The 19,110-nt window shown below is 72.0% G+C and carries 13 protein-coding genes and 1 tRNA gene; 8 read left to right on the top strand and 6 right to left on the bottom strand.

The annotated features are described in order from the left end of the window. Positions 1-103: 103 nt before the first annotated feature. Both AB6L24_RS09660 and AB6L24_RS09655 read left to right on the top strand, forming a co-directional pair. Positions 104-176: transfer RNA gene (locus AB6L24_RS09660), tRNA-Leu, on the top strand. A gap of 109 nt (positions 177-285) precedes the next feature. Next, positions 286-1,065: a helix-turn-helix domain-containing protein gene (locus AB6L24_RS09655; protein ID WP_405654190.1), complete on the top strand. Its 780-nt coding sequence runs from the start codon at positions 286-288 to the stop codon at positions 1,063-1,065. Positions 1,066-1,073: 8 nt separating this feature from the next. Here the strand turns inward: AB6L24_RS09655 and pyk are convergent, their stop codons facing one another. Continuing rightward, complete coding sequence (pyk, locus tag AB6L24_RS09650) at positions 1,074-2,510, bottom strand: pyruvate kinase (RefSeq protein WP_405654188.1); 1,437 nt, start codon at positions 2,508-2,510, stop codon at positions 1,074-1,076. Between the two features lie 234 nt (positions 2,511-2,744). Further along, the gene (locus tag AB6L24_RS09645) at positions 2,745-3,455 is read right to left on the bottom strand and encodes an SIMPL domain-containing protein (RefSeq protein ID WP_380851600.1); all 711 of its coding nucleotides are present in this window, start codon (positions 3,453-3,455) and stop codon (positions 2,745-2,747) included. 145 nt (positions 3,456-3,600) lie between these two features. On the opposite strand from AB6L24_RS09645, the gene AB6L24_RS09640 reads away from it, so the two are divergent. Both AB6L24_RS09640 and AB6L24_RS09635 read left to right on the top strand, forming a co-directional pair. Continuing rightward, positions 3,601-5,415: a bifunctional metallophosphatase/5'-nucleotidase gene (locus tag AB6L24_RS09640; protein ID WP_405654185.1), complete on the top strand. Its 1,815-nt coding sequence runs from the start codon at positions 3,601-3,603 to the stop codon at positions 5,413-5,415. A 17-nt stretch (positions 5,416-5,432) separates the two neighbouring features. Beyond that, positions 5,433-5,852, top strand: coding sequence for a hypothetical protein (locus tag AB6L24_RS09635; RefSeq protein WP_405654183.1), 420 nt, complete (start codon positions 5,433-5,435; stop codon positions 5,850-5,852). Here AB6L24_RS09635 and AB6L24_RS09630 read toward each other — a convergent pair. The 3 genes from AB6L24_RS09630 to AB6L24_RS09620 form a co-directional block, all read right to left on the bottom strand. Continuing rightward, on the bottom strand, positions 5,842-7,302 hold the full coding sequence (locus AB6L24_RS09630) for a lysine N(6)-hydroxylase/L-ornithine N(5)-oxygenase family protein (RefSeq protein WP_405654181.1): 1,461 nt from the start codon (positions 7,300-7,302) through the stop codon (positions 5,842-5,844). The genes AB6L24_RS09635 and AB6L24_RS09630 overlap by 11 nt on opposite strands. Next, on the bottom strand, positions 7,299-8,690 hold the full coding sequence (locus AB6L24_RS09625) for a pyridoxal phosphate-dependent decarboxylase family protein (protein WP_405654179.1): 1,392 nt from the start codon (positions 8,688-8,690) through the stop codon (positions 7,299-7,301). Before AB6L24_RS09625 ends, AB6L24_RS09630 begins: the two co-directional genes overlap by 4 nt. 291 nt (positions 8,691-8,981) lie before the next feature. Then, positions 8,982-10,778 carry a glycoside hydrolase family 35 protein gene (locus AB6L24_RS09620; RefSeq protein WP_405654176.1) on the bottom strand — a complete coding sequence of 599 codons (1,797 nt, stop codon included), beginning with the start codon at positions 10,776-10,778 and terminating at the stop codon, positions 8,982-8,984. Positions 10,779-10,892: 114 nt separating this feature from the next. Here AB6L24_RS09620 and AB6L24_RS09615 point away from each other — a divergent pair, with 114 nt between their 5' ends. From AB6L24_RS09615 to AB6L24_RS09600, 4 genes are all read left to right on the top strand, one after another. After that, complete coding sequence (locus AB6L24_RS09615; RefSeq protein ID WP_405657110.1) at positions 10,893-11,849, top strand: helix-turn-helix domain-containing protein; 957 nt, start codon at positions 10,893-10,895, stop codon at positions 11,847-11,849. 11 nt (positions 11,850-11,860) lie between these two features. Next, a complete protein-coding gene (locus AB6L24_RS09610; RefSeq protein ID WP_405654174.1) occupies positions 11,861-12,217 on the top strand; it encodes a chorismate mutase in 357 nt (118 codons plus the stop codon). A 90-nt stretch (positions 12,218-12,307) separates the two neighbouring features. After that, positions 12,308-14,812, top strand: coding sequence for an aminopeptidase N (gene pepN, locus AB6L24_RS09605; protein WP_405654172.1), 2,505 nt, complete (start codon positions 12,308-12,310; stop codon positions 14,810-14,812). Between the two features lie 180 nt (positions 14,813-14,992). Then, a complete protein-coding gene (locus tag AB6L24_RS09600; protein ID WP_405654170.1) occupies positions 14,993-15,841 on the top strand; it encodes an NAD(P)H-binding protein in 849 nt (282 codons plus the stop codon). Between the two features lie 98 nt (positions 15,842-15,939). On the opposite strand, the gene AB6L24_RS09595 is transcribed toward AB6L24_RS09600, so the two are convergent. Next, positions 15,940-19,056 carry an endo-alpha-N-acetylgalactosaminidase family protein gene (locus AB6L24_RS09595; RefSeq protein ID WP_405654168.1) on the bottom strand — a complete coding sequence of 1,039 codons (3,117 nt, stop codon included), beginning with the start codon at positions 19,054-19,056 and terminating at the stop codon, positions 15,940-15,942. Positions 19,057-19,110: the final 54 nt, after the last annotated feature.

Below are 19,110 nucleotides of genomic sequence, written 5' to 3'. Positions count from 1 at the left end.
GGGGGCTCCTCGTTGCGGGGCACGTTACTGCTTGCCTTGAGCCTACCTAGCTCCTGTATGTTTGAGGCACAGCAGGTCTCCGCTAACCTTCGTTCTGAAGGATGCCCCGGTAGCCCAGCGGTAGAGGCAGTGGTCTCAAACACCATCCAGCGTGGGTTCGAATCCCACTCGGGGCACTTTACCTTCAATTCCAAGGTCGCGACTAGGTAGATCGACTTTCACGGGAACGTGTGAACGCACCGCGTTCCCCGGCCTCACCAGGCAGCCTCAGTCAGACTCCGACTCATGGAACAGCACAAACCTTCGGTACGAGCCGAGGCGCTCGAACTCTTACGCCTAGGTCTGCCAAATCGAGCTGTAGCGGAGCGCCTCAACGTGCCTCGCGGCACCATTGGCTGGTGGCTTTCCGAAGACCGCAGAAAGCACGGAATCAAGTACGAGCAGCCCACCGACTGCCCCCTCTGCACCGGCCGCCAATTCGACCACGTCGCGTACAGCTACCTTCTCGGCCTCTACCTCGGTGACGGACACATCATCTCGAAGCCGAAGCAACATCACTTGTCGATCTTCTGCGCCGACTCCTGGCCCGGCCTCATCGCTGCCACCGAAGATGCCATGCGGAACGTCATGCCCACGCCCAGGGTGAAACCGCGCCAGAGGAAGGGTTGCACCGAGGTCAAGTCGTATACCAAGCACTGGCCTTGCATGTTCCCGCAGCACGGCCCCGGCAAGAAGCACGAGCGCACCATCGCGCTCGAACCCTGGCAACAGGAGATCGTCAACGAGTACCCGTGGGAATTCATCCGGGGGCTCATCCACTCCGACGGCTGCCGCATCACCAACTGGACGACCCGCATGGTCGGCGGCGAGCGCAAGCGTTACGAGTACCCCCGGTACTTCTTCACCAACAAGTCCGACGACATCCGGAAGCTGTTCACCGACACCCTCGACCAGGTCGGCGTCGAGTGGACCACGCTCGCCCGGGGCAGCGACCCCTTCAACATCTCCGTCGCCCGCAAAGCCTCCGTAGCCCTCATGGACACCCACGTGGGCCCGAAGTACTGACCCCGCGCCTAGCGCGTGCTGTCGTCCTCGCCGATGCGGTGGATGCGGACCAGGTTGGTGGAGCCCGCGACGCCGGGGGGTGAGCCCGCGGTGATGACGACGATGTCGCCCTTCTGGCAGCGGCCGATCTTCAGGAGTTGCTCGTCGACCTGCTGGACCATCGCGTCGGTGGACTCGACGTGCGGGCCGAGGAAGGTCTCGACGCCCCAGGTGAGGTTGAGCTGGGAGCGGGTCGCGGCGACGGGGGTGAAGGCGAGCAGCGGGATGGGTGAGCGGTAGCGGGAGAGGCGGCGGACGGTGTCGCCGGACTGGGTGAAGGCGACGAGGAACTTGGCGCCGAGGAAGTCGCCCATCTCGGCGGCGGCGCGGGCGACGGCGCCGCCCTGGGTGCGGGGCTTGCTGCGCTCGGTCAGGGGCGGCAGGCCCTTGGCGAGGATGTCCTCTTCGGCGGCTTCGACGATGCGGCCCATCGTCTTCACGGTCTCGATGGGGTATTTGCCGACGCTGGTCTCGCCGGAGAGCATCACGGCGTCGGTGCCGTCGATGACGGCGTTGGCGACGTCGGAGGCTTCGGCGCGGGTGGGCCGGGAGTTGTCGATCATCGAGTCGAGCATCTGGGTGGCGACGATGACCGGCTTGGCGTTGCGCTTGGCGAGCTTGACGGCCCGCTTCTGGACGATCGGGACCTGCTCCAGGGGCATTTCGACGCCGAGGTCGCCGCGGGCGACCATGATGCCGTCGAAGGCGGCGACGATGTCCTCGATGTTGTCGACGGCCTGGGGCTTCTCGACCTTGGCGATGACGGGGAGGCGCCGGTTCTCCTCGTCCATGATGCGGTGGACGTCCTCGATGTCGCGTCCGCTGCGGACGAAGGAGAGGGCGATGACGTCGAAGCCGGTGCGCAGGGCCCAGCGGAGGTCGGCCTCGTCCTTGTCGGAGAGCGCGGGGACGGAGACGGCGACGCCGGGGAGGTTCAGGCCCTTGTGGTCGGAGACCATGCCGCCTTCGATGACGGTGGTGGTGACGCGGGGGCCTTCGACGGCGGTGACTTCGAGGGTGACCTTGCCGTCGTCGACGAGGATGCGCTCGCCGGGGGTGACGTCCTCGGCGAGGCCGGCGTAGGTGGTGCCGCAGACCTGGCGGTCACCCTGGGTGTCGGGTTCGACGGTGATGGTGAACTCGTCGCCGCGCTCCAGGAGTACGGGTCCTTCGTGGAAGCGGCCGAGGCGGATCTTCGGGCCTTGAAGGTCGGCGAGGATGCCGACGCTGCGGCCGAGCTCGTCGGCGGCCTTGCGCACGCGCTGGTAGCGCTCCTCGTGGTCGGCGTAGGTGCCGTGGCTGAGGTTGAAGCGTGCCACGTCCATTCCGGCCTCGACCAGGGCCTTGATCTGGTCGTAGGTGTCGGTGGCGGGTCCCAGGGTGCAAACGATTTTCGCTCGGCGCATGCTTCGAGCCTAGGCCTTACTGACGGGTAGAGGTTTGGCCGGGCATGACTACTCAACGACCTTTGCATGAAAGGGTCTTGACAAGTGTTGAAGTGTGCGCGCGCTCGCTCTGATGAGCGCGTTCAGAGGTCGGCAGCGGCCAAGGGGGCGTCGAGTGGTCACAGTTGCGATGGTTGCGGTCGCTCAGCGTCGCCGAGGACCGTGGTGCTCGGCGTCGCCGGGTGCCCAAGGTGCTCAGAGTCGCGGCGGGTTCATCGTGAAGCGCGCGTTGACCTGGGCGTAGACGGTCTGGCGCTGGGGTTCGAGGTCGAGGGGGGCGGCGGCTTCGGGGGCGCCGCCGTACGCGGCGCGGGCCATGCCGGGGGCGGCGGGGCCGCCGTACGTGGGGTAGGGGGCGTTGTCGGCGCCGATGTCGGCGATCTCGACGAGGGCGGCGAGTGCGGTGCCGAGGGCCTCGGCGTACTCGCGGGCGCGCTGGACGGCCTCCTTGACCGCTTCCTGGCGGGCGCGGCGGTGGGAGGGCGAGTCGGGGCGCAGGGACCACCAGGGACCGTCGACGTGGGTGAGGTCCAAGTCGGCGACGCGGGTGGTGAGTTCGCCGAGGGCGGTGAAGTCGCTGAGTTCGGCGGTGATGTGGACGCGGCCGTGGTAGGTGCGGACGCGTTCGCCCTTGCCGCGTTTGGTGAGTTCGGGGGTGATGGAGAAGGAGCCGGTCTCGACGCGTTCGACGGCTTCGCCGTAGGTCTTGACGAGGTCGATGACGGTGGCGTTGCGGCGGGTGAGGTCGGCGAGGGCGTCGCGGCGGTCGGTGCCGCGGGCGCTGACGGTGATGCCGATGCGGGCGATCTCGGGGTCGACTTCGAGGTGGGCCTCGCCGCGGACGGCGAGACGGGGGGCCTCGGGGGTGCCGTAGGGGACGCTCTGCTGGGGCTCGTCGGTGGTCATGGGCCCACTCTCGCACCGGTGGCGGGTACCGGACAGTCATCGGATCGAAACCTGGCGGGTCTGTCGCGAGCCGGTCGGGCGGGTCAGAATCTACGCGCGTTACCTGTGTTCGCCGATGTCGTACGACGTGTTGGAGGAAGCCGAGATGCCACTGAACCGCAGGAAGTTCCTGGGCCGGTCCGCAGCGACGGGTGCGGGGGTGGCGCTCGCGGGCGCGGTGGCGGCACCTGCGGCCGAGGCGGCCGTGGCGCCGGGCGCGGCCCGTCCGGGCAAGCGGCCGCGGCGGTACTCGTTCACGGTGATGGGCACGACCGATCTGCACGGCAACGTCTTCAACTGGGACTACTTCACGGACAAGGAGTTCGACGACAAGGACCACAACGACGTGGGCCTGGCGAAGATCTCCACGCTGGTGTCGGCGGTCCGCGAGGAGAAGGGCCGCCGCAACACCCTCCTGATCGACGCGGGCGACACGATCCAGGGCACGCAGCTGTCGTACTACTACGCGAAGGTCGACCCGATCACGGCCGCGCGCGGCCCGGTGCACCCGATGGCACAGGCGATGAACGCGATCGGCTATGACGCGGCGGCGCTCGGCAACCACGAGTTCAACTACGGCATCCCGGTCCTGCGGAAGTTCGAGGAGCAGTGCGACTTCCCGCTGCTCGGGGCGAACGCGCTGGACGCGAAGACGCAGCGGCCGGCGTTCGCGCCGTACAGCATGCACCGCCTGCGCACGCCGCACGGCCGTGATGTGCGGGTGGCGGTGCTCGGTCTGACGAATCCGGGCATCGCGATCTGGGACAAGGCGAACGTCCAGGGCAAGATGACGTTCCCCGGCTTGGAGGAGCAGGCGGCGAAGTGGGTGCCGCGGCTGCGTTCGATGGGCGCGGACGTGGTGATCGTGTCGGCGCACTCGGGGTCGAGCGGCACGTCGTCGTACGGGGACCAGTTGCCGTACATCGAGAACGCGGCGGCGCTCGTGGCGGAGCAGGTGCCGGGGATCGACGCGATCCTGGTGGGGCACGCGCACACGGAGATCCCCGAGTATCTGGTGGAGAACAAGAAGACGGGCAAGAAGGTGGTGCTGTCCGAGCCGCTGAAGTGGGGGCAGCGCCTGACGCTGTTCGACTTCGACGTGGAGTGGTCGAAGGGCCGCTGGCGGGTCGTGAAGGCGGGGGCGAAGGTCCTGAACTCCAACGCGGTGGCGGAGGACCGGCGGATCACGCGGCTGCTCGGGGACGAGCACAAGAAGGTCGTGGCATACGTGAACCAGGTCATCGGCACCTCCAAGGAGGCGATGAGCACGGCCGAGGGCCCGTACAAGGACGTCGCGATCATCGACCTGATCAACCATGTGCAGGCGGAGACGGTGCGGGCGGCGCTCGCGGGTGGCGCGTACGCGAAGCTGCCGGTCCTCTCGCAGGCCTCCTGCTTCTCGCGCACGGCGAAGATCCCGGCGGGCGAGGTGACGATCCGGGACGCGGCGGGCCTGTATCCGTTCGAGAACACCCTTGAGGCGCGGCTGATCACGGGTGCGCAGCTGAAGGACTATCTGGAGTTCTCGGCGCGCTATTACGTGCGGACGGCGGCGGGCGCGCCGGTGGATCCGGCGAAGCTGACGAACGCGGACAGCATTCCGGACTACAACTACGACGCGCTGTACGGAGTGACGTACGAGATAGACATCGCGCAGCCGGCCGGGTCCCGCATCACGAAGCTGCAGTTCGAGGGCAAGGACCTGGACCCGAAGGCGGAGTTCGTGCTCGCGGTGAACAACTACCGGGCGAGCGGTGGCGGCAATTTCCCGCATGTGGCGGCCGGAAAGCAGGTGTGGGCGAATTCCGACGAGATCCGCAACACGATCATTTCGTGGGTGAAGGCGAAGGGCACCATGGATCCCGCGGAGTTCGCGAAGGTGGGCTGGCGGCTGACCCGTGCGGGCACGCCGGTGTTCTGAGGTCTAGCCTCGGTCGTATGAACGAGGAACTGGCCGTGGCGCTGGCCGTCGTGGAGCGCGATCTGAGGGCGACGTGCGCGGTGCAGCCGATCGTCCGTGAGGAGTTGGACTTCGACGACGAGCCGCTGGTCGTGCTCTACGAGGCCGACGGCTCGGGGGTGGGGGTCTCGGTGCCGGAGGGTGCCGCTGCCGCCGAGCAGGTGGCGAGTCTCGCGGAGCAGGTGAAGGACTGGGCGGTGGAGGCGCTGGCCGCGCAGTTGCTGCCCGCGACGTGGCCGGAGTGCCCGGACCATCCGGCGTCGCATCCGCTGGACGCGTCGGTGGCCGGGGGTGTGGCCGTGTGGTCGTGCCCCCGGTCGCGGCGGGTGGTGGCGCCGGTGGGCGCGCTCGAGGATCTGGGCGCGCCCGCGGTGCGGCGGCGCGGCGTCAGTTCTTGAGGCGCACCAGGTTGGGGTGGGTCTCGGCGGTGGGCCGGTCCGGGGTGCGGGGGTGGGGGTCGGCGAGGCCGAAGCTGGTGAAGGCGGTGCGGTCCGGCAGGGGGTAGGGGTTCTTGCCGGTGAGGGTGTTGAGGATGGTGGCGCTGCGCCAGGCGGCGAGGCCGAGGTCGGGGGCGCCGACGCCGTGGGTGTGGCGCTCGGCGTTCTGGACGTAGACGGATGCGCCGGTGCCGGTGACGGAGGGGTCGAGGACGAGGCGGTACTGCTCGTCGATGCGGGGGCGCTCGGCGGAGTCGCGGCGCATGTAGGGGTCGAGGCCGGCGAGGAGCTGGTCGAGGGGGCGTTCCTTGTAGCCGGTGGCGAGGATGACGGCGTCGGTGGTGATGCGGGAGCGGCTGCCCTGTTCCAGGTGTTCCAGGTGGAGTTCGACGCGGGTGGCTCCGACGCGCCCCGCGGTGCGGACGGCGACGCCGGGGGTGAGGACGGCGTCGGGCCAGCCGCCGTGGAGGGTGCGCTGGTACAGCTCGTCGTGGATGGCGGCGATGGTGTCGGCGTCGATGCCCTTGTGGAGCTGCCACTGGCCGGGGACGAGGCGGTCGCGGACGGGCTCGGGCAGGGCGTGGAAGTAGCGGGTGTAGTCGGGCGTGAAGTGTTCCAGGCCGAGCTTGGAGTACTCCATGGGGGCGAAGGCGGGGGTGCGGGCCAGCCAGTGGAGTCGTTCGGCGCCGGGCGGGCGGTGCCGGAGCAGGTCGAGGAAGACTTCGGCGCCGGACTGTCCCGAGCCGATGACGGTGATGTGGTCGGCGGCGAGGAAGCGGTCGCGGTGCAGCAGGTAGTCGGCGGCGTGGATGACGGGGACGGTGGGGGCGTCGGCGAGGGGCCGCAGGGGTTCGGGTACGTAGGGTGCGGTGCCGACGCCGATGGCGATGTTGCGGGCGTGGGTGCGGCCGAGTGCCTCGGCTTCGCCGTCGGAGTCGAGCTGGGTGAAGTCGACCTCGAAGAGGTTGCGTTCGGGGTTCCAGCGGACGGCGTCGATCTGGTGGCCGAAGTGGAGCGCGGGCAGGTTCTCGCTGACCCAGCGGCAGTAGGCGTCGTACTCGGCGCGCTGGATGTGGAAGCGCTCGGCGAAGTAGAAGGGGAAGAGGCGTTCGCGGGCGCGCAGATAGCTGAGGAACGACCACGGGTTCGCGGGGTCGGCGAGGGTCACCAGGTCCGCGAGGAAGGGGACCTGGAGGGTGGCGCCGTCGATGAGGAGGCCGGGGTGCCAGTGGAAGGAGGGCCGCTGTTCGTAGAAGGCGGCGTCGAGGCCGTCCAGGGGCTGGGCGAGGGCGGCGAGGGACAGGTTGAACGGGCCGATGCCGATGCCGACCAGGTCGCGGGGTGCGCTGGGGCCAACGGGTGCCTGGGGCGCCTGGGGCGGTCGGTCGGGCAGTTCGGGCGTCGCCGTCATCGGGGAGTGGTTCCTTCCACGAGCGCGAGCAGGGCCGCGAGGTCTTCGGGGCGGGTGTGCGGGTTGAGCAGCGTGACTTTGAGCCAGCGGCGGCCGTCGAGCTGGGCGCGGCCGAGGACGGCGGTGCCGTCGTTGAGGAGTTTCCTCCGTATGTGGGCGATGTGGTCGTCGTCGGCGTCGGTGGGCCGGAACAGGACGGTGCTGATGGCCGGTTTGTCGTACAGCTCGAAGCCGGGGTGGTCGGCGACGAGGTCGGCGAACTCCCTGGCATGGTCGCAGACTTGGTCGACCAGGTCACCGAGTCCTGCGCGGCCCAGGGCCTTCAGGGTGACGGCGATCTTCAGGGCGTCGGGGCGGCGGGTGGTGCGCAGGGAGCGGCCGAGGAGGTCGGGCAGTCCGGCTTCGGTGTCGTCGTCCGCGTTCAGGTAGTCGGCGCGGTGGCCGAGGACGGCGGTGTCGGCGCGGTCGCGGACGGTGAGGAGTCCGGCTGCGGCCGGTTGCCAGCCGAGTTTGTGCAGGTCGAGGGCGACGCTGTCGGCGCGGTCGAGGCCGTGCAGCTTGGTCCTGCGGGTGTCGCTGAAGAGCAGGCCCGCGCCGTAGGCGGCGTCGACGTGCAGGCGGGCGCCGTGGGCGGCGCACAGGTCGGCGATGTCCGTGAGCGGGTCGATGAGGCCCGCGTCGGTGGTGCCCGCGGTGGCGGCGACGAGGAAGTGGCCGTGCCGGCCCGGGAGTTCCGTGAGGGCCTCGTCGAGCGCGGCCGGGTCCAGTACGCCTGCGGGCGCGGGTACGGTCACGGGCTCGGGCAGGCCGAGGAGCCAGGCGGCGCGGCGCAGTGAGTGGTGGGCGTTGGCGCCGACGAGGAGTTGCACGGGGTGGCCGTGGGCGGCCGCCCGTTCGCGGGCCAGGAGCAGGGCCAGTTGGTTGGACTCGGTGCCGCCGGTGGTGATGAGGGCGTCGCCGCCGTCGCCGTGGACCTCGGTGGTGATCGCTTCGGTGAGGAGTGCTTCCAGGGCGGACGCGGCGGGGGCCTGGTCCCAGGAGTCCATGGACGGGTTCAGGGCGGATGCGGCGAGGTCCGCCGCGACCGCCATGGCCAGGGGTGGGCAGTGCAGGTGGGCCGCGCACAGGGGGTCGGCGGGGTCCGCCGCGCCCTCCCCCACCGCGCCCACGAGTGCGCGCAGCGCCTCCTCGGCGCCGGTGCCCCGCTCCGGCAGGAGGTCGCCCGCCGCCTCCCTGACCCTGGCCGCCACCGTCTCCGGGCCGCCGGGCGGCAGCGGGCCGCCGCGGGCCTCGGCGCCCGCCGCGAGCGCGTCCAGGACCGTGGCGAGCAGCGGCCGCAGGGCGTCGGGACCTTGGGGTCCTCCGGCGAGGGGCGGGGGGCTGCTCATGGCTGTCCTCCGGGTGTGCGGGTGGGGTCACCAGCCTGTACGGACGGTGGACGGCATGCCCGGAAAGCCCAACGATCGAAACCCGAAAGGGGTATTGGGGGCGGGGGAGTTTGCCGGTGGGGTGGGGTGGGTGTTAGGGCGCGCGGGTGCCCTGCCGGGGGCTCCCCAAGCCCGCCCCTTCCCGAAACTGGGGCTCCGCCCCAGACCCCGCTCCTCAATCGCCGGAGGGGCTATATAGAGCCCGTCCGGCGATTGAGGACGAGGCGCGGAGCGCCGATCAGGGGGCGAGGCCTACCCCAGCCGCACCACCCCCTCCCCCACCTCCCCCTCCACCTCGAGCACCCACACCTCGTTGGGGCCCTCCCGCAGCACAGGGCCGGGCACGTACAGAGCGTGCTGCGGTCCGACGCCCCAGTAGCGGCCGAGGCAGAAGCCGTTGATCCAGGCGAAGCCGCGCCCCCAGCCGGGAAGTTCGAGGGCGGCGTCACCGGGCCCGCGCACGTCGAGGGTGCCGCGGTAGAGCCCGGCGGCCCCGGGCGGCGAGGCGGCGGCCGGGAGGCGGCGTACCGCGTCGGCGGAGTCGAAGGCGCCGAGGGCAAGGCCCACGGCCCGCACCCCGTGCACGTACTGCCGCTCGTGCAGCACACCCCCGGTGACGCCCTTGGTCTCGCCGAGCCGTGGCCCGTAGTTGACGCGGCCGAGGGACTCCGTCCAGAGGGTCACGCGGGCGGGGCCGGGGACGGGGTCGGGCAGGGTGGGGCCGTCCTCGGTGAGGACGCCGGCCCGGACCCCGTCGACGTACACGACGGCGCGGTCGCGCAGGCCACGCACGCCGAGGGGGTAGGGCTCGCGGGGCCCGGGCAGGTCGAGGGTGTAGCGGACGAGGCCCCGGTCGACGCCGAGCTGCTCGAAGGAGGGCGGGACGGCGTGCTCGGTCTCGGGGGTGCCGAGGTGGTCGGCGACGGTGTCGAGGGGCACCCGGTCGGTGAGGCGGGCCGAGGCGGGGGCGGCGAGGGCGGCGGGCGTGGCCGGGACCTCGGGCAGGGGGCCCTCCGCGTACGCCGAGAGGATCTCGCGGAAGAGCCAGAACTTCTCGGTGGGGCGCCCCCGTTCGTCGATGGGGGCGTCGTAGTCGTAGGACGTGACGTCGGGCTGGAGGCGGCCGTCGTGGAGGGTGCCGCCGGCGCGGTTGGCGCCGGCCCAGCCGGCGAAGTTGGTGCCGCCGTGGGCCATGTAGAGGTTGACGGAGGCGCCGCAGTCGAGGATCTCGCGGAGGGCGGCCGCGGCGTCGCCCGGGTCGCGCAGGACGGGGTCGGCGCCCCAGTGGTCGAACCAGCCGCACCAGAACTCCATGCACATCAGGGGTCCCTTGGGGCGGTGGCGGCGCAGGGTGGCGAAGCCGTCGCGGGCGGCGGAGCCGAAGTTCACGGTGGCGAGGACGCCGGGGACGCTGCCGCCGGTGAGCATGTGGTCCTCGGGGCCGTCGGACGTGCACAGCTCCGCGGTGACGCCGTGGGCGAGCAGAAGGTCGGCGAGGTGGCGCAGATAGACCTGGTCGGAGCCGTAGCTGCCGTACTCGTTCTCGACCTGCACCATGATGACCGGGCCGCCGCGGTCGTGTTGACGGGACACGACCTGGGGCAGCAGGCGGGCGAACCAGCGCTCGACGTGCGCGAGGTAGGCCGCGTCGCGGGTGCGGACGCGGCCGCCGACCTCGGCGGTCAGCCAGTGCGGCAGGCCGCCGTTGTCCCACTCGGCGCAGATGTAGGGGCCGGGGCGGACGATCGCCCACAGGCCGGCGGCGTGGGCGGCGTCGAGGAAGCGGCCGAGGGCCGTGACGTCGTGGAGCTCGCCGGGCCGTGGTTCGTGCAGGTTCCAGGGGACGTACGTCTCGACGCAGTTGAGGCCCATCGCCCGCAGCATCGCGAGCCGGTGCCCCCACTGGGCCTCGTGCACCCGGAAGTAGTGCAGCGCCCCCGAGAGCAGCCGCACCGGCCTCCCGTCCAGTTCGAAGTCGTCCGCGCCCACCCGGAAGCTGTCGCCGCGGGTGCCGGTGCCGTCGTGCGCCACGTGGTGGCTTGCGTCCATCGTGTCCCTCCCGATCACTACTGCGGCCACGATTGCCTCTGGCGGGCGGCAGGGTCCATGGACAAAGATCGAGCCGGGTTGGACGCAGCGATCCGACGAGAGGGGCGGCAGCGGATGTACCACACCTGGATGCGGTATTTCACGCCGAGCCCGGTCCATCACCGCCTCGGCCTGGTGTGTCTGGGCGTGGGCCTGCAGCACGGCACGCTGCCCGCCGTGGGGCCCCGCACCCTGGACCACCACGTGGCCCTGGTGATCAGTTCGGGCAGCGGCTGGTTCCGGGCGCCGGACGGGCGCCGCAGGGCGGTCACGGCGCCCGCGTTGATCTGGCTGTCGCCGGGGGTGCCGCACCACTACGGCGCCGATCCGGAGACGGGCTGGGACGAGTGCTTCGTGGACTTCACGGGGCCCGCCACGACGACGTACACGGAGCTGGGCTACATCGAGCCGGACCGGCCGGTGGTGCCGCTCTCCGACCCGGACGGGGCGCGCGGCGTCGTCGGGCGCATCGCCCGCGCCGCCCGCCGCGGCAATCCGCTGCTTGAGGTCGAGACGAGCGCCGCCGTCCATGAGCTGCTTGTGGCGCTGCGCCGGGCCCGCGCCGACGTCGCGCCGGACGGCGACCCGGTGCTGCAGTCCCTGGCCAGGGACGCGTTCAAGGCGCTCTCGGTGACCGAGCACGCGGCCCGGCACGGCATGACGCCCGCGGAGCTGCGGACGGCGGTGCGCCGGGGGGCGGGGTGCAGCCCGAAGGACTATCTCCTCGGCATCCGGCTCGGCCGCGCCAAGGAGCTGCTCGCCGCGACGGAGCTGCCGGTGGCCGCGGTGGCCCGGCGGGTGGGCTACGACGATCCGGCGTACTTCTCGCGGCTGTTCACGCGTCGTGTCGGTACGGCGCCGGTGCGGTTCCGGGAGCAGCAGGGGCGGGCGGTGCCGGGTGGCTGGTCGCAGCAGGTGCCCGACCCGGAGCGGCCGCCGACACTCACGTCGTTCGACGGCACGGCGGCATCGGGTGGCACGACCGCTCCGAGTGGCACGGCCGCTTCGGGCGGGGCGGGTGCGGGCACGTAGGCTCGGCTGCCATGACCACACGCCACACCAGTGACGACAGCGGCGCGGCCGCAACCGGTGCCGGGGACGCCGTGGACCCCGCGGTGCGCGCGGAGCTGTCCCGGCTGCGCGACAGCATCGACAACATCGACGCGGCCGTCGTCCACATGCTCGCCGAGCGCTTCAAGTGCACCCAGCAGGTCGGCCACCTCAAGGCCAACCACCAGCTGCCGCCCGCCGACCCGGCGCGGGAGGCCCGGCAGATCGCGCGGCTGCGGGAGCTCGCGGAGAACGCGAAGCTGGACCCGGCGTTCGCCGAGAAGTTCCTGAACTTCATCATCGCGGAGGTCATCCGCCATCACGAGAGCATCGCGGACGGCGCCCGCTGAGGTCCCGGTCGGCGCCGGCGTCCGCGGCGGCGCCCCCGTAGCGGGGACACCCACTCCCAGCCATCCCGTCCGATCAGGCACCATGGCCTGATGCCCGTACTGACGCGCGACGAAGCGCAGACCCGAGCCCGGCTCCTCGACGTCCGGCGGTACGAGATCGCGCTCGATCTCACCACCGGCGATGACACCTTCGACTCCCGCACGGTGATCACGTTCGCGGCCGCCGCGGACGGGGACACCTTCGTCGAGCTGAAGCCCGCCGAGCTGCGGTCCGTCACCCTCGACGGTGCCCCGCTCGACCCGGCGGACCTGGTGGACAACCGGCTTCCGCTGCGGGGCCTCGCGGCCGGTGAGCACGAGCTGCGCGTGGACGCGTCGATGCGCTACTCCCGCACCGGCGAGGGCATGCACCGCTTCACCGACCCGAGCGACGGCGAGACATACGTCTACACGCAGTTGTTCATGGAGGACGTGCAGCGGGTCTTCGCGGCCTTCGACCAACCCGACCTGAAGGCGGAGTTCGCGCTCACCGTGCGGGCGCCCAAGGGCTGGACGGTCCTGGCCAACGGCGTCACCGAGCAGGTGACGGCGGGCGAGTGGCGGGCGGCGCCGACGCCGCCGCTCTCGACGTACCTCGTGGCGGTCGCCGCGGGACCCTGGCACTCGGTGCGCACCGAGCACCGGGGGCTGCCGTTCGGCCTGCACTGCCGCCGCTCGCTCGCGCCGCACCTGGACGCCGACGCCGACGAGCTGCTCGACATCACGCGGGCGTGCTTCGACCGGTACGAGGAGAAGTTCACCGAGCCCTACCCCTTCGACTCCTACGACCAGGCGTTCGTCCCCGAGTTCAACGCGGGCGCCATGGAGAACCCGGGTCTGGTCACCTTCCGCGACGACTTCGTGTACCGCTCGGCGGTCACCGACACCGAGCGGCAGATCCGCGGCATGGTCGTCGCGCACGAGATGGCGCACATGTGGTTCGGCGACCTGGTGACGCTGAAGTGGTGGGACGACATCTGGCTGAACGAGTCGTTCGCGGAGTACATGGGCTACCAGACGCTGCACGAGGCGACGCGCTTCACCGACACCTGGGTCGACTTCGCCGTCGCCCGCAAGCCGTGGGGCTACGACGCCGACCAGCGCCCGTCCACGCACCCCGTCGCGCCGGACCCGGACGCGGTGCCCGACACGGCGTCGGCGATGCTCAACTTCGACGGGATCTCCTACGCCAAGGGCGCGAGCGCGCTGCGCCAGCTCGTGGCGTGGCTGGGCGAGAAGGACTTCCTGGCGGGCATCAACGCGCACTTCGCGCGGCACAGGTTCGGCAACGCCACGCTCGCCGACTTCATCGACAACCTCGCGTCGGCCACGGACCGCGACGTGCACGGCTGGGCGCGGTCGTGGCTGCGGACGACCGGCGTCGACGCGTTCACGCCGACGGTCACGCACGGCGGCCGGGAGTGGACGCTGTCCCTGGAGCGGGACGGCAGCCGTCCGCACCGGGTGGCGGTCGGCGTCTTCGACCGCGATCTGTCGGACGGGAAGGCGCTGGTGCTGCGCGAGCGGTACGAGACGGACGTGCCGGAGCAGGAGGCCCCCGCGGCGCGGGACGGGGGTCGGCCCGCGCTGATCGTGCCCAACGACCACGACTTGACGTACGCGAAGATCCGCCTGGACGCGGTGTCGCAGGAGACCGTCCTCAGGTCCCTCTCGGGGGTGCCGGACGCGCTGACGCGGGCGGTGCTGTGGAACGCGCTGCGCGACATGGTGCGCGACGGCGATCTGGCGCCCGGCGTGTTCCTGGCGGCGGCGCGGGCGCATCTGCCCGCGGAGAGCGATCTGGCCCTGGTCTCCGGTGTGCTGCCGTTCGCGTCGGCCGTGGTCGCCGGGCGCTACACCCCGCCGGACGGCCGCGGCGCCGCCCTCGCCGTCCTGGACGCGCTGTGCCAGGACGTGATCCGGCGTACGGAGGACGGTTCGCACCCGGGCCTCCGCCTGGTGGCGGTGCGGGGCCTCATCGACGCGGCGACGCAGCCCGAGCCGCTGGCGACGTGGCTGGAGCAGGGTGCCGTGCCCGGCGGGCCCGAGCTGGACCCGGAGCTGCGCTGGCGGGTCCTCGGCCGACTCGCGGTGCTCGGCGCGACCGACGAGGACGCCATCGCCGCCGAGCTGCGCAGGGACCCGAGCGCGACCGGCCAGGAGGGGGCCGCGCGCTGCCGGGCCGCGCTGCCCGACCCCGCCGCCAAGCGGGCCGCGTGGGACGCGATGTTCGGCTCCGACGAGCTGTCGAACTACCTGTTCACCGCGACCGCGCAGGGCTTCTGGCAGCCCGAGCAGGACGCGGTCGTCCACACGTACGTGCCGCGGTTCTTCGAGGACGCGGTGGCGCTCGCCGCCCGCCGCGGGCCCGCCATCGCCGAGGCCGCGGGCCGGTACGCGTTCCCGGTGTACGCCGTCGACGAGGACACGCTGCGCCTGGGCAAGCAGTGCCTGGAGCGCACCGACGTGCTGCCCGCGCTGCGCCGTCGGCTCGTGGACCAACTGGACGACCTGGAGCGGGCGTTGCGGGTGCGCCGGAGCGCCGAAGGGGTGTGAGGCGGGCGCGCCGGTCGTGCGTCCTGCGACCTAGGTCCGCCGGACCAGGAGGGTGCGGGGCATCTACTTCCTGGTGAGGATCCGGCGGGCCGGGGCCGCCGCCTAGGGTCGATGGTGATCAGAGCCGGGCCGGGGGCATGCGCTCCCGGCCCGGTGTCGTCCCGACCTCAAGGAGCCCCCGTGATCGTCGTGACCGGTGCCACCGGAAACGTAGGCAGTGCTCTCGTCTCCCAGCTCGCCGCCGACCGGGTGCCGGTGCGCGCCCTGACCCGGGACCCCGCCCGCGCGCGGGTGCCGGAGGGCGCGGAGGTGGCGCGGTTCGCGGGCCCGGGTGAACCCGCGGCCATGGCAGCTCAGTTCGCGGGCGCGACGGCGCTGTTCCTGCACCTGGCGGCGGGCGGCGAGGACACCCCGGCACTGCTCGCGGCCGCGCGGGACGCCGGTGTGAAGCACGTCGTCGTCCTCTCGTCGATCATCGTCGACCACGACGCCGCCGCCGAGCACCCCATCCACGTCGTGCACTCCGCCCTGGAGCGGCACGTCCGGGAGAGCGGGCTCGGCTGGACGGCCCTGCGGCCCGGCGCGTTCAGCACCAACTCGCTGCAGTGGGCGCCGCAGGTCCGCGCGGGCGACACGGTCCGCGGGCCGTTCGGCGAGGCCATGACCGCACCGGTCCACGAGGCCGACATCGCGGCTGTCGCCGCCGTGGCGCTGCGGGACCCCGCCGGGCACACCGGCGCCGTGTACTCCCTGACCGGCCCGGAGGGCATCACCACGCGGGAGCAGATCCACGCGGTGGGCCGGGCGGTCGGCCGGGAGCTCCGCTTCGAGGAGATAGCCCCGGACGAGGTGCCCGCGGAGATGTTCCCGCACGTACAGCCGGAGATGCTGCCGACCCTGCTGAAGTCCATCGGTGACAGCGTCGGCACGGACCCGGACGTGACGACGGCGGTGGCGGACGTCACGGGCCGCCCGGCGCGGACGTTCGCGCGGTGGGCCGAGGACCACGCGGACGACTTCCGCGCCTGACGGGTCCCGGGGTCCCAGGGTCCGGGGCATCGCTCCCCCGGCCCGCCGGACAGGCGTCAGGACCTGCCCGGCGGGCCTGCCGACCCATCGGACAGGCCCTAGGCCTCCCGCACCTCGAACGCGTCGAGGACGAACTCCGCCTTCCCGTCGTCGCCGACCTTCCGCAGGCCGACCCACGCCTCGCCGTCCGCGGGGGCGGTGAACTCGTAGGACAGGGTGGTGGGGGCGGTGGCCACGGGCAGGGTCTCGCGGGACAGTTCGCGCGCGTCGGGCTCGTCCACGGCGGTCACCCACGCGTACTGCCCGGCCTTCTCGTTCTCGTACCGGAACGACACCCGGTAGCGCTTGCCGCCCTCGAAGCGGACCGTGTGCGGCACCGTCCGGTAGACGAGGCCGTCGTTCTCGCCGCGGGACTTCAGGGACTGGGTGCCGTCCACGACGTCGTCGACAACCTTGCCGTTCCAGCCGCGCTGGGTGTACGGGGCGTGGCGCTGCGCGATGTGCGTGCGGGGGTCGGTGGCTCCCCCGGCGTCGCCCTTCACGAAGGGGCCCCAGCCCTGCGGTACGTCCTCGAAGTCCTCGTGGGCGAGGACGCCCCGGCCGAGCGGGGCCCGGTCGCCGACGGCGACGACGCGCACGTTGTCGAAGCGCACCCGGGCGTCCCCGGCGACGGCGCGCAGCGCGAGCCGTACCGGGCCGCCGCCCTCGGGGACGGTGAAGCGCGTGAACAGGCGCTGGAATCGGGTGCCGTGCTTGCGGTCGGCGGCGACGAAGTTGCCCGCGGTGGAGGTGTGCGTCCAGTTGACGGCGGTGACGCCGTCGGCGGTGCGGACCTCCAGGGCGGCGCGGCGCCGCTGTCCCGCCTTCTCGCCCACCTCGACCTGCGCGGACGCCACGTAGGTGCCGGGCTTGAGGCGGCGCAGGCGCTGGCTGACGGAGGCGGCGGCGCCCGCGGCGACGACGAGTTCGTAGTCGCCGAGCTTGCTGCGCTCCACCGACGCGGGGCCGCTGACCTGCCAGGCGTCCAGGTCGCCCGCGTGGAAGCCGGGGTCGCGCAGCGCGGTGCCCTGGCCCCAGTCGGGGTCGGGGGCGCGGCGGGCGCGGGTGCGGTGGACGACGTAGGGCTGCTTGGCGTCCGCGTCGAGGGTGACCTTCCCGGCGCGCACGGGGACGTCGGCGACGAAGACGCGGCCCTGGTCGGTGAGGCGGTACAGGGCGACCTTGCGGACGCCCCGCCAGCCCCTGGGCAGCGTCCAGCTGGTCGTTCCGCCGTCGGGGTTGAAGTGGTAGAGCTTCGCGGGGTCGGTGGCCTTGCGGGGCTCCCAGGGCAGCAGGTAGCTCCCGCCGTCGAGGACGAGGTGGCCGTCGGTGGTGATGCGGCGCCTGCCGCCGTCGGCGTCGGACACGGAGGTGGCGCCGGCGCCGAAGAACGTGATCTCGTGCTCGCCCCAGGTCTTGATGGGCTGCGCCTGGAGGTACTTGGCGGGCAGCGCGTGCGTCCAGATCAGTTCGTAGAACTTCGTCCAGTCGGTCTTGCCGGTCCAGCCGGTGAAGTTGCCCATGCGGGCGATGCCGAGCAGCGAGGGCCACTTGTCGGCGAAGACGTCCTTCTGGTGGTGCCGGATGAAGCGGATGAGGCGGGAGTTGATGCCGCGCGAGCTGTCGGGGCCGTAGTCGGTCTCGGTGGCCCAGTGCGACCACAGCGCCGAGCGTTCGAAGCCGTGGCCCCATTCGCTGGTGACCATCCAGCCCTGGTCGCGCAGGGTGCGCTGGAGGCGGTCGGAGGTCCAGCCGGACTCGCGGAACACGTCGATGTAGAGGGTGTTGAGGGCCGGGTGGGCGTCGCGGCGCAGATCGGCGAAGCGGCGCACGATGTCGCCGGAGACCAGGTCGCGGCGCTGGTCGATGCGGTAGCTCTGGTCGAGCCAGTCCCACTGTTCGTTGTTCTTGTCGACGAGGGTGTCGGAGAAGGCGTTGGCGACGGGGTAGGACTCGGTGGCGTTGACGTGGACACCGAAGTCGCTGTTCCACTTGGCGCCCTCGCGGACCAGGGTGTTGAGGTCGGCGAGGCCGCCCGCGCGGGTGTTGTAGTTGCCCGCGTAGTCGGGGTGCGCGGAGTCGTGGCCCTCGGACTGGTAGCCCTTGAGGAGCGTGTACTGGCGCAGTCCGTCGGTGGCCAGGTGGATCCGCTTGACGTCGTCGAGGGTGGCGAGGAACGGGTTGGTGGCCTGCGAGGCGAAGTTGAAGGGGATGTGCGGGACGACGCGCAGGTGCTGCTCGTCCGCGCCGAGCGGGTTCACCATGATGTCGCGGAAGGCGATGGCGGCGTCCTGCCAGTCGACCTTGCCGTCGCCGTTGCGGTCGCCGGTGATGACGACGGTCGCGTACGGCAGGGGTTCGGTGGCGCCGGCCGGGGAGGTGGCGGCGCGGTGGGTCCACTGGCCGGGGGTGAGACGGGCCTCGACGTGGGCGTCCTTGCGGACGGTCTGGCGCCAGAGGCGGCCGTTCTCCCAGGACGTCTCCGCGGTGGGCTTGTCGTAGACGGTGTTGGTCTCGACGGCGCCGCCGAGCTTGTCGTGGGCGAGGACCGCGTACGCGCAGCCGCCGGCCGCGTCGGCCGGGGTGTCCGGCGTGAGCTGCACCAGGGTGTCGCCGCTCTTGGCCTTGTCGAGCTGCACCTTGGCGGCGAGCAGGGCCGCGCCGGGCTGGTCGCTGCGCACGGAGAGGAGGGCGAGGCCGGGGACGCGCAGGGTGCCGACGCGCAGGGCGGCGGTGTCGGCGATCTTCGTGACGCGCCAGTGCACCTGGTGGCCCTCGACCGCGATCTCGACGTCGATGCGGGTGCCGCCGTCGAGGGTGAGGGTGTACGCGGCGCGGTCGCCGCGCACCGTCGCGGTGACCTTCGGCGTGTGCTCCTTGTCGTCGATGAGGAGCGTGCCGACGGGGTCCGGCTGTCCGTGCAGGACGGCGCGGCTCTTGCGGTCGGTGTACGACACGACGCGCGGGAAGCCGGTGGCGACGCGCACCTCCAGGGCGGCCGAGCGCAGGATCGCCTCGTCCGCCGCCGGGCGGGCGGCGGACGAGGACGGCGGGGCCGCGTGCGCGGAGGCGGTGCCGACTCCGACAGCGGCCCCTATCCCTGCGATCGCTCCCGAGGCGACCACGGCTCTGCGGCTCGGTCCGGACCCTGAACCGGATGTCTGTGTCGGCAGCATGAACGCACCCTCCGTGGAACTGAATTCGTGACGGTCACGATGCGTTGCTTCGGG

It is taken from the genome of Streptomyces sp. RK9 (assembly GCF_045070545.1).
Lineage (GTDB): Bacteria > Actinomycetota > Actinomycetes > Streptomycetales > Streptomycetaceae > Streptomyces > Streptomyces alboflavus.
Note: the sequence above shows the minus strand (reverse complement) of the source record. Positions and strands in the feature narration are given on the sequence as shown.

What these genes read in the sequence shown, in the direction of transcription:
- AB6L24_RS09655 (WP_405654190.1), top strand. Translation starts at nt 286, where the DNA reads ATGGAACAGCACAAACCTTCGGTACGAGCCGAGGCGCTCGAACTCTTA.
- pyk (WP_405654188.1), bottom strand. Translation starts at nt 2,510, where the DNA reads ATGCGCCGAGCGAAAATCGTTTGCACCCTGGGACCCGCCACCGACACC.
- AB6L24_RS09645 (WP_380851600.1), bottom strand. Translation starts at nt 3,455, where the DNA reads ATGACCACCGACGAGCCCCAGCAGAGCGTCCCCTACGGCACCCCCGAG.
- AB6L24_RS09640 (WP_405654185.1), top strand. Translation starts at nt 3,601, where the DNA reads ATGCCACTGAACCGCAGGAAGTTCCTGGGCCGGTCCGCAGCGACGGGT.
- AB6L24_RS09635 (WP_405654183.1), top strand. Translation starts at nt 5,433, where the DNA reads ATGAACGAGGAACTGGCCGTGGCGCTGGCCGTCGTGGAGCGCGATCTG.
- AB6L24_RS09630 (WP_405654181.1), bottom strand. Translation starts at nt 7,302, where the DNA reads ATGACGGCGACGCCCGAACTGCCCGACCGACCGCCCCAGGCGCCCCAG.
- AB6L24_RS09625 (WP_405654179.1), bottom strand. Translation starts at nt 8,690, where the DNA reads ATGAGCAGCCCCCCGCCCCTCGCCGGAGGACCCCAAGGTCCCGACGCC.
- AB6L24_RS09620 (WP_405654176.1), bottom strand. Translation starts at nt 10,778, where the DNA reads ATGGACGCAAGCCACCACGTGGCGCACGACGGCACCGGCACCCGCGGC.
- AB6L24_RS09615 (WP_405657110.1), top strand. Translation starts at nt 10,893, where the DNA reads ATGTACCACACCTGGATGCGGTATTTCACGCCGAGCCCGGTCCATCAC.
- AB6L24_RS09610 (WP_405654174.1), top strand. Translation starts at nt 11,861, where the DNA reads ATGACCACACGCCACACCAGTGACGACAGCGGCGCGGCCGCAACCGGT.
- pepN (WP_405654172.1), top strand. Translation starts at nt 12,308, where the DNA reads ATGCCCGTACTGACGCGCGACGAAGCGCAGACCCGAGCCCGGCTCCTC.
- AB6L24_RS09595 (WP_405654168.1), bottom strand. Translation starts at nt 19,056, where the DNA reads ATGCTGCCGACACAGACATCCGGTTCAGGGTCCGGACCGAGCCGCAGA.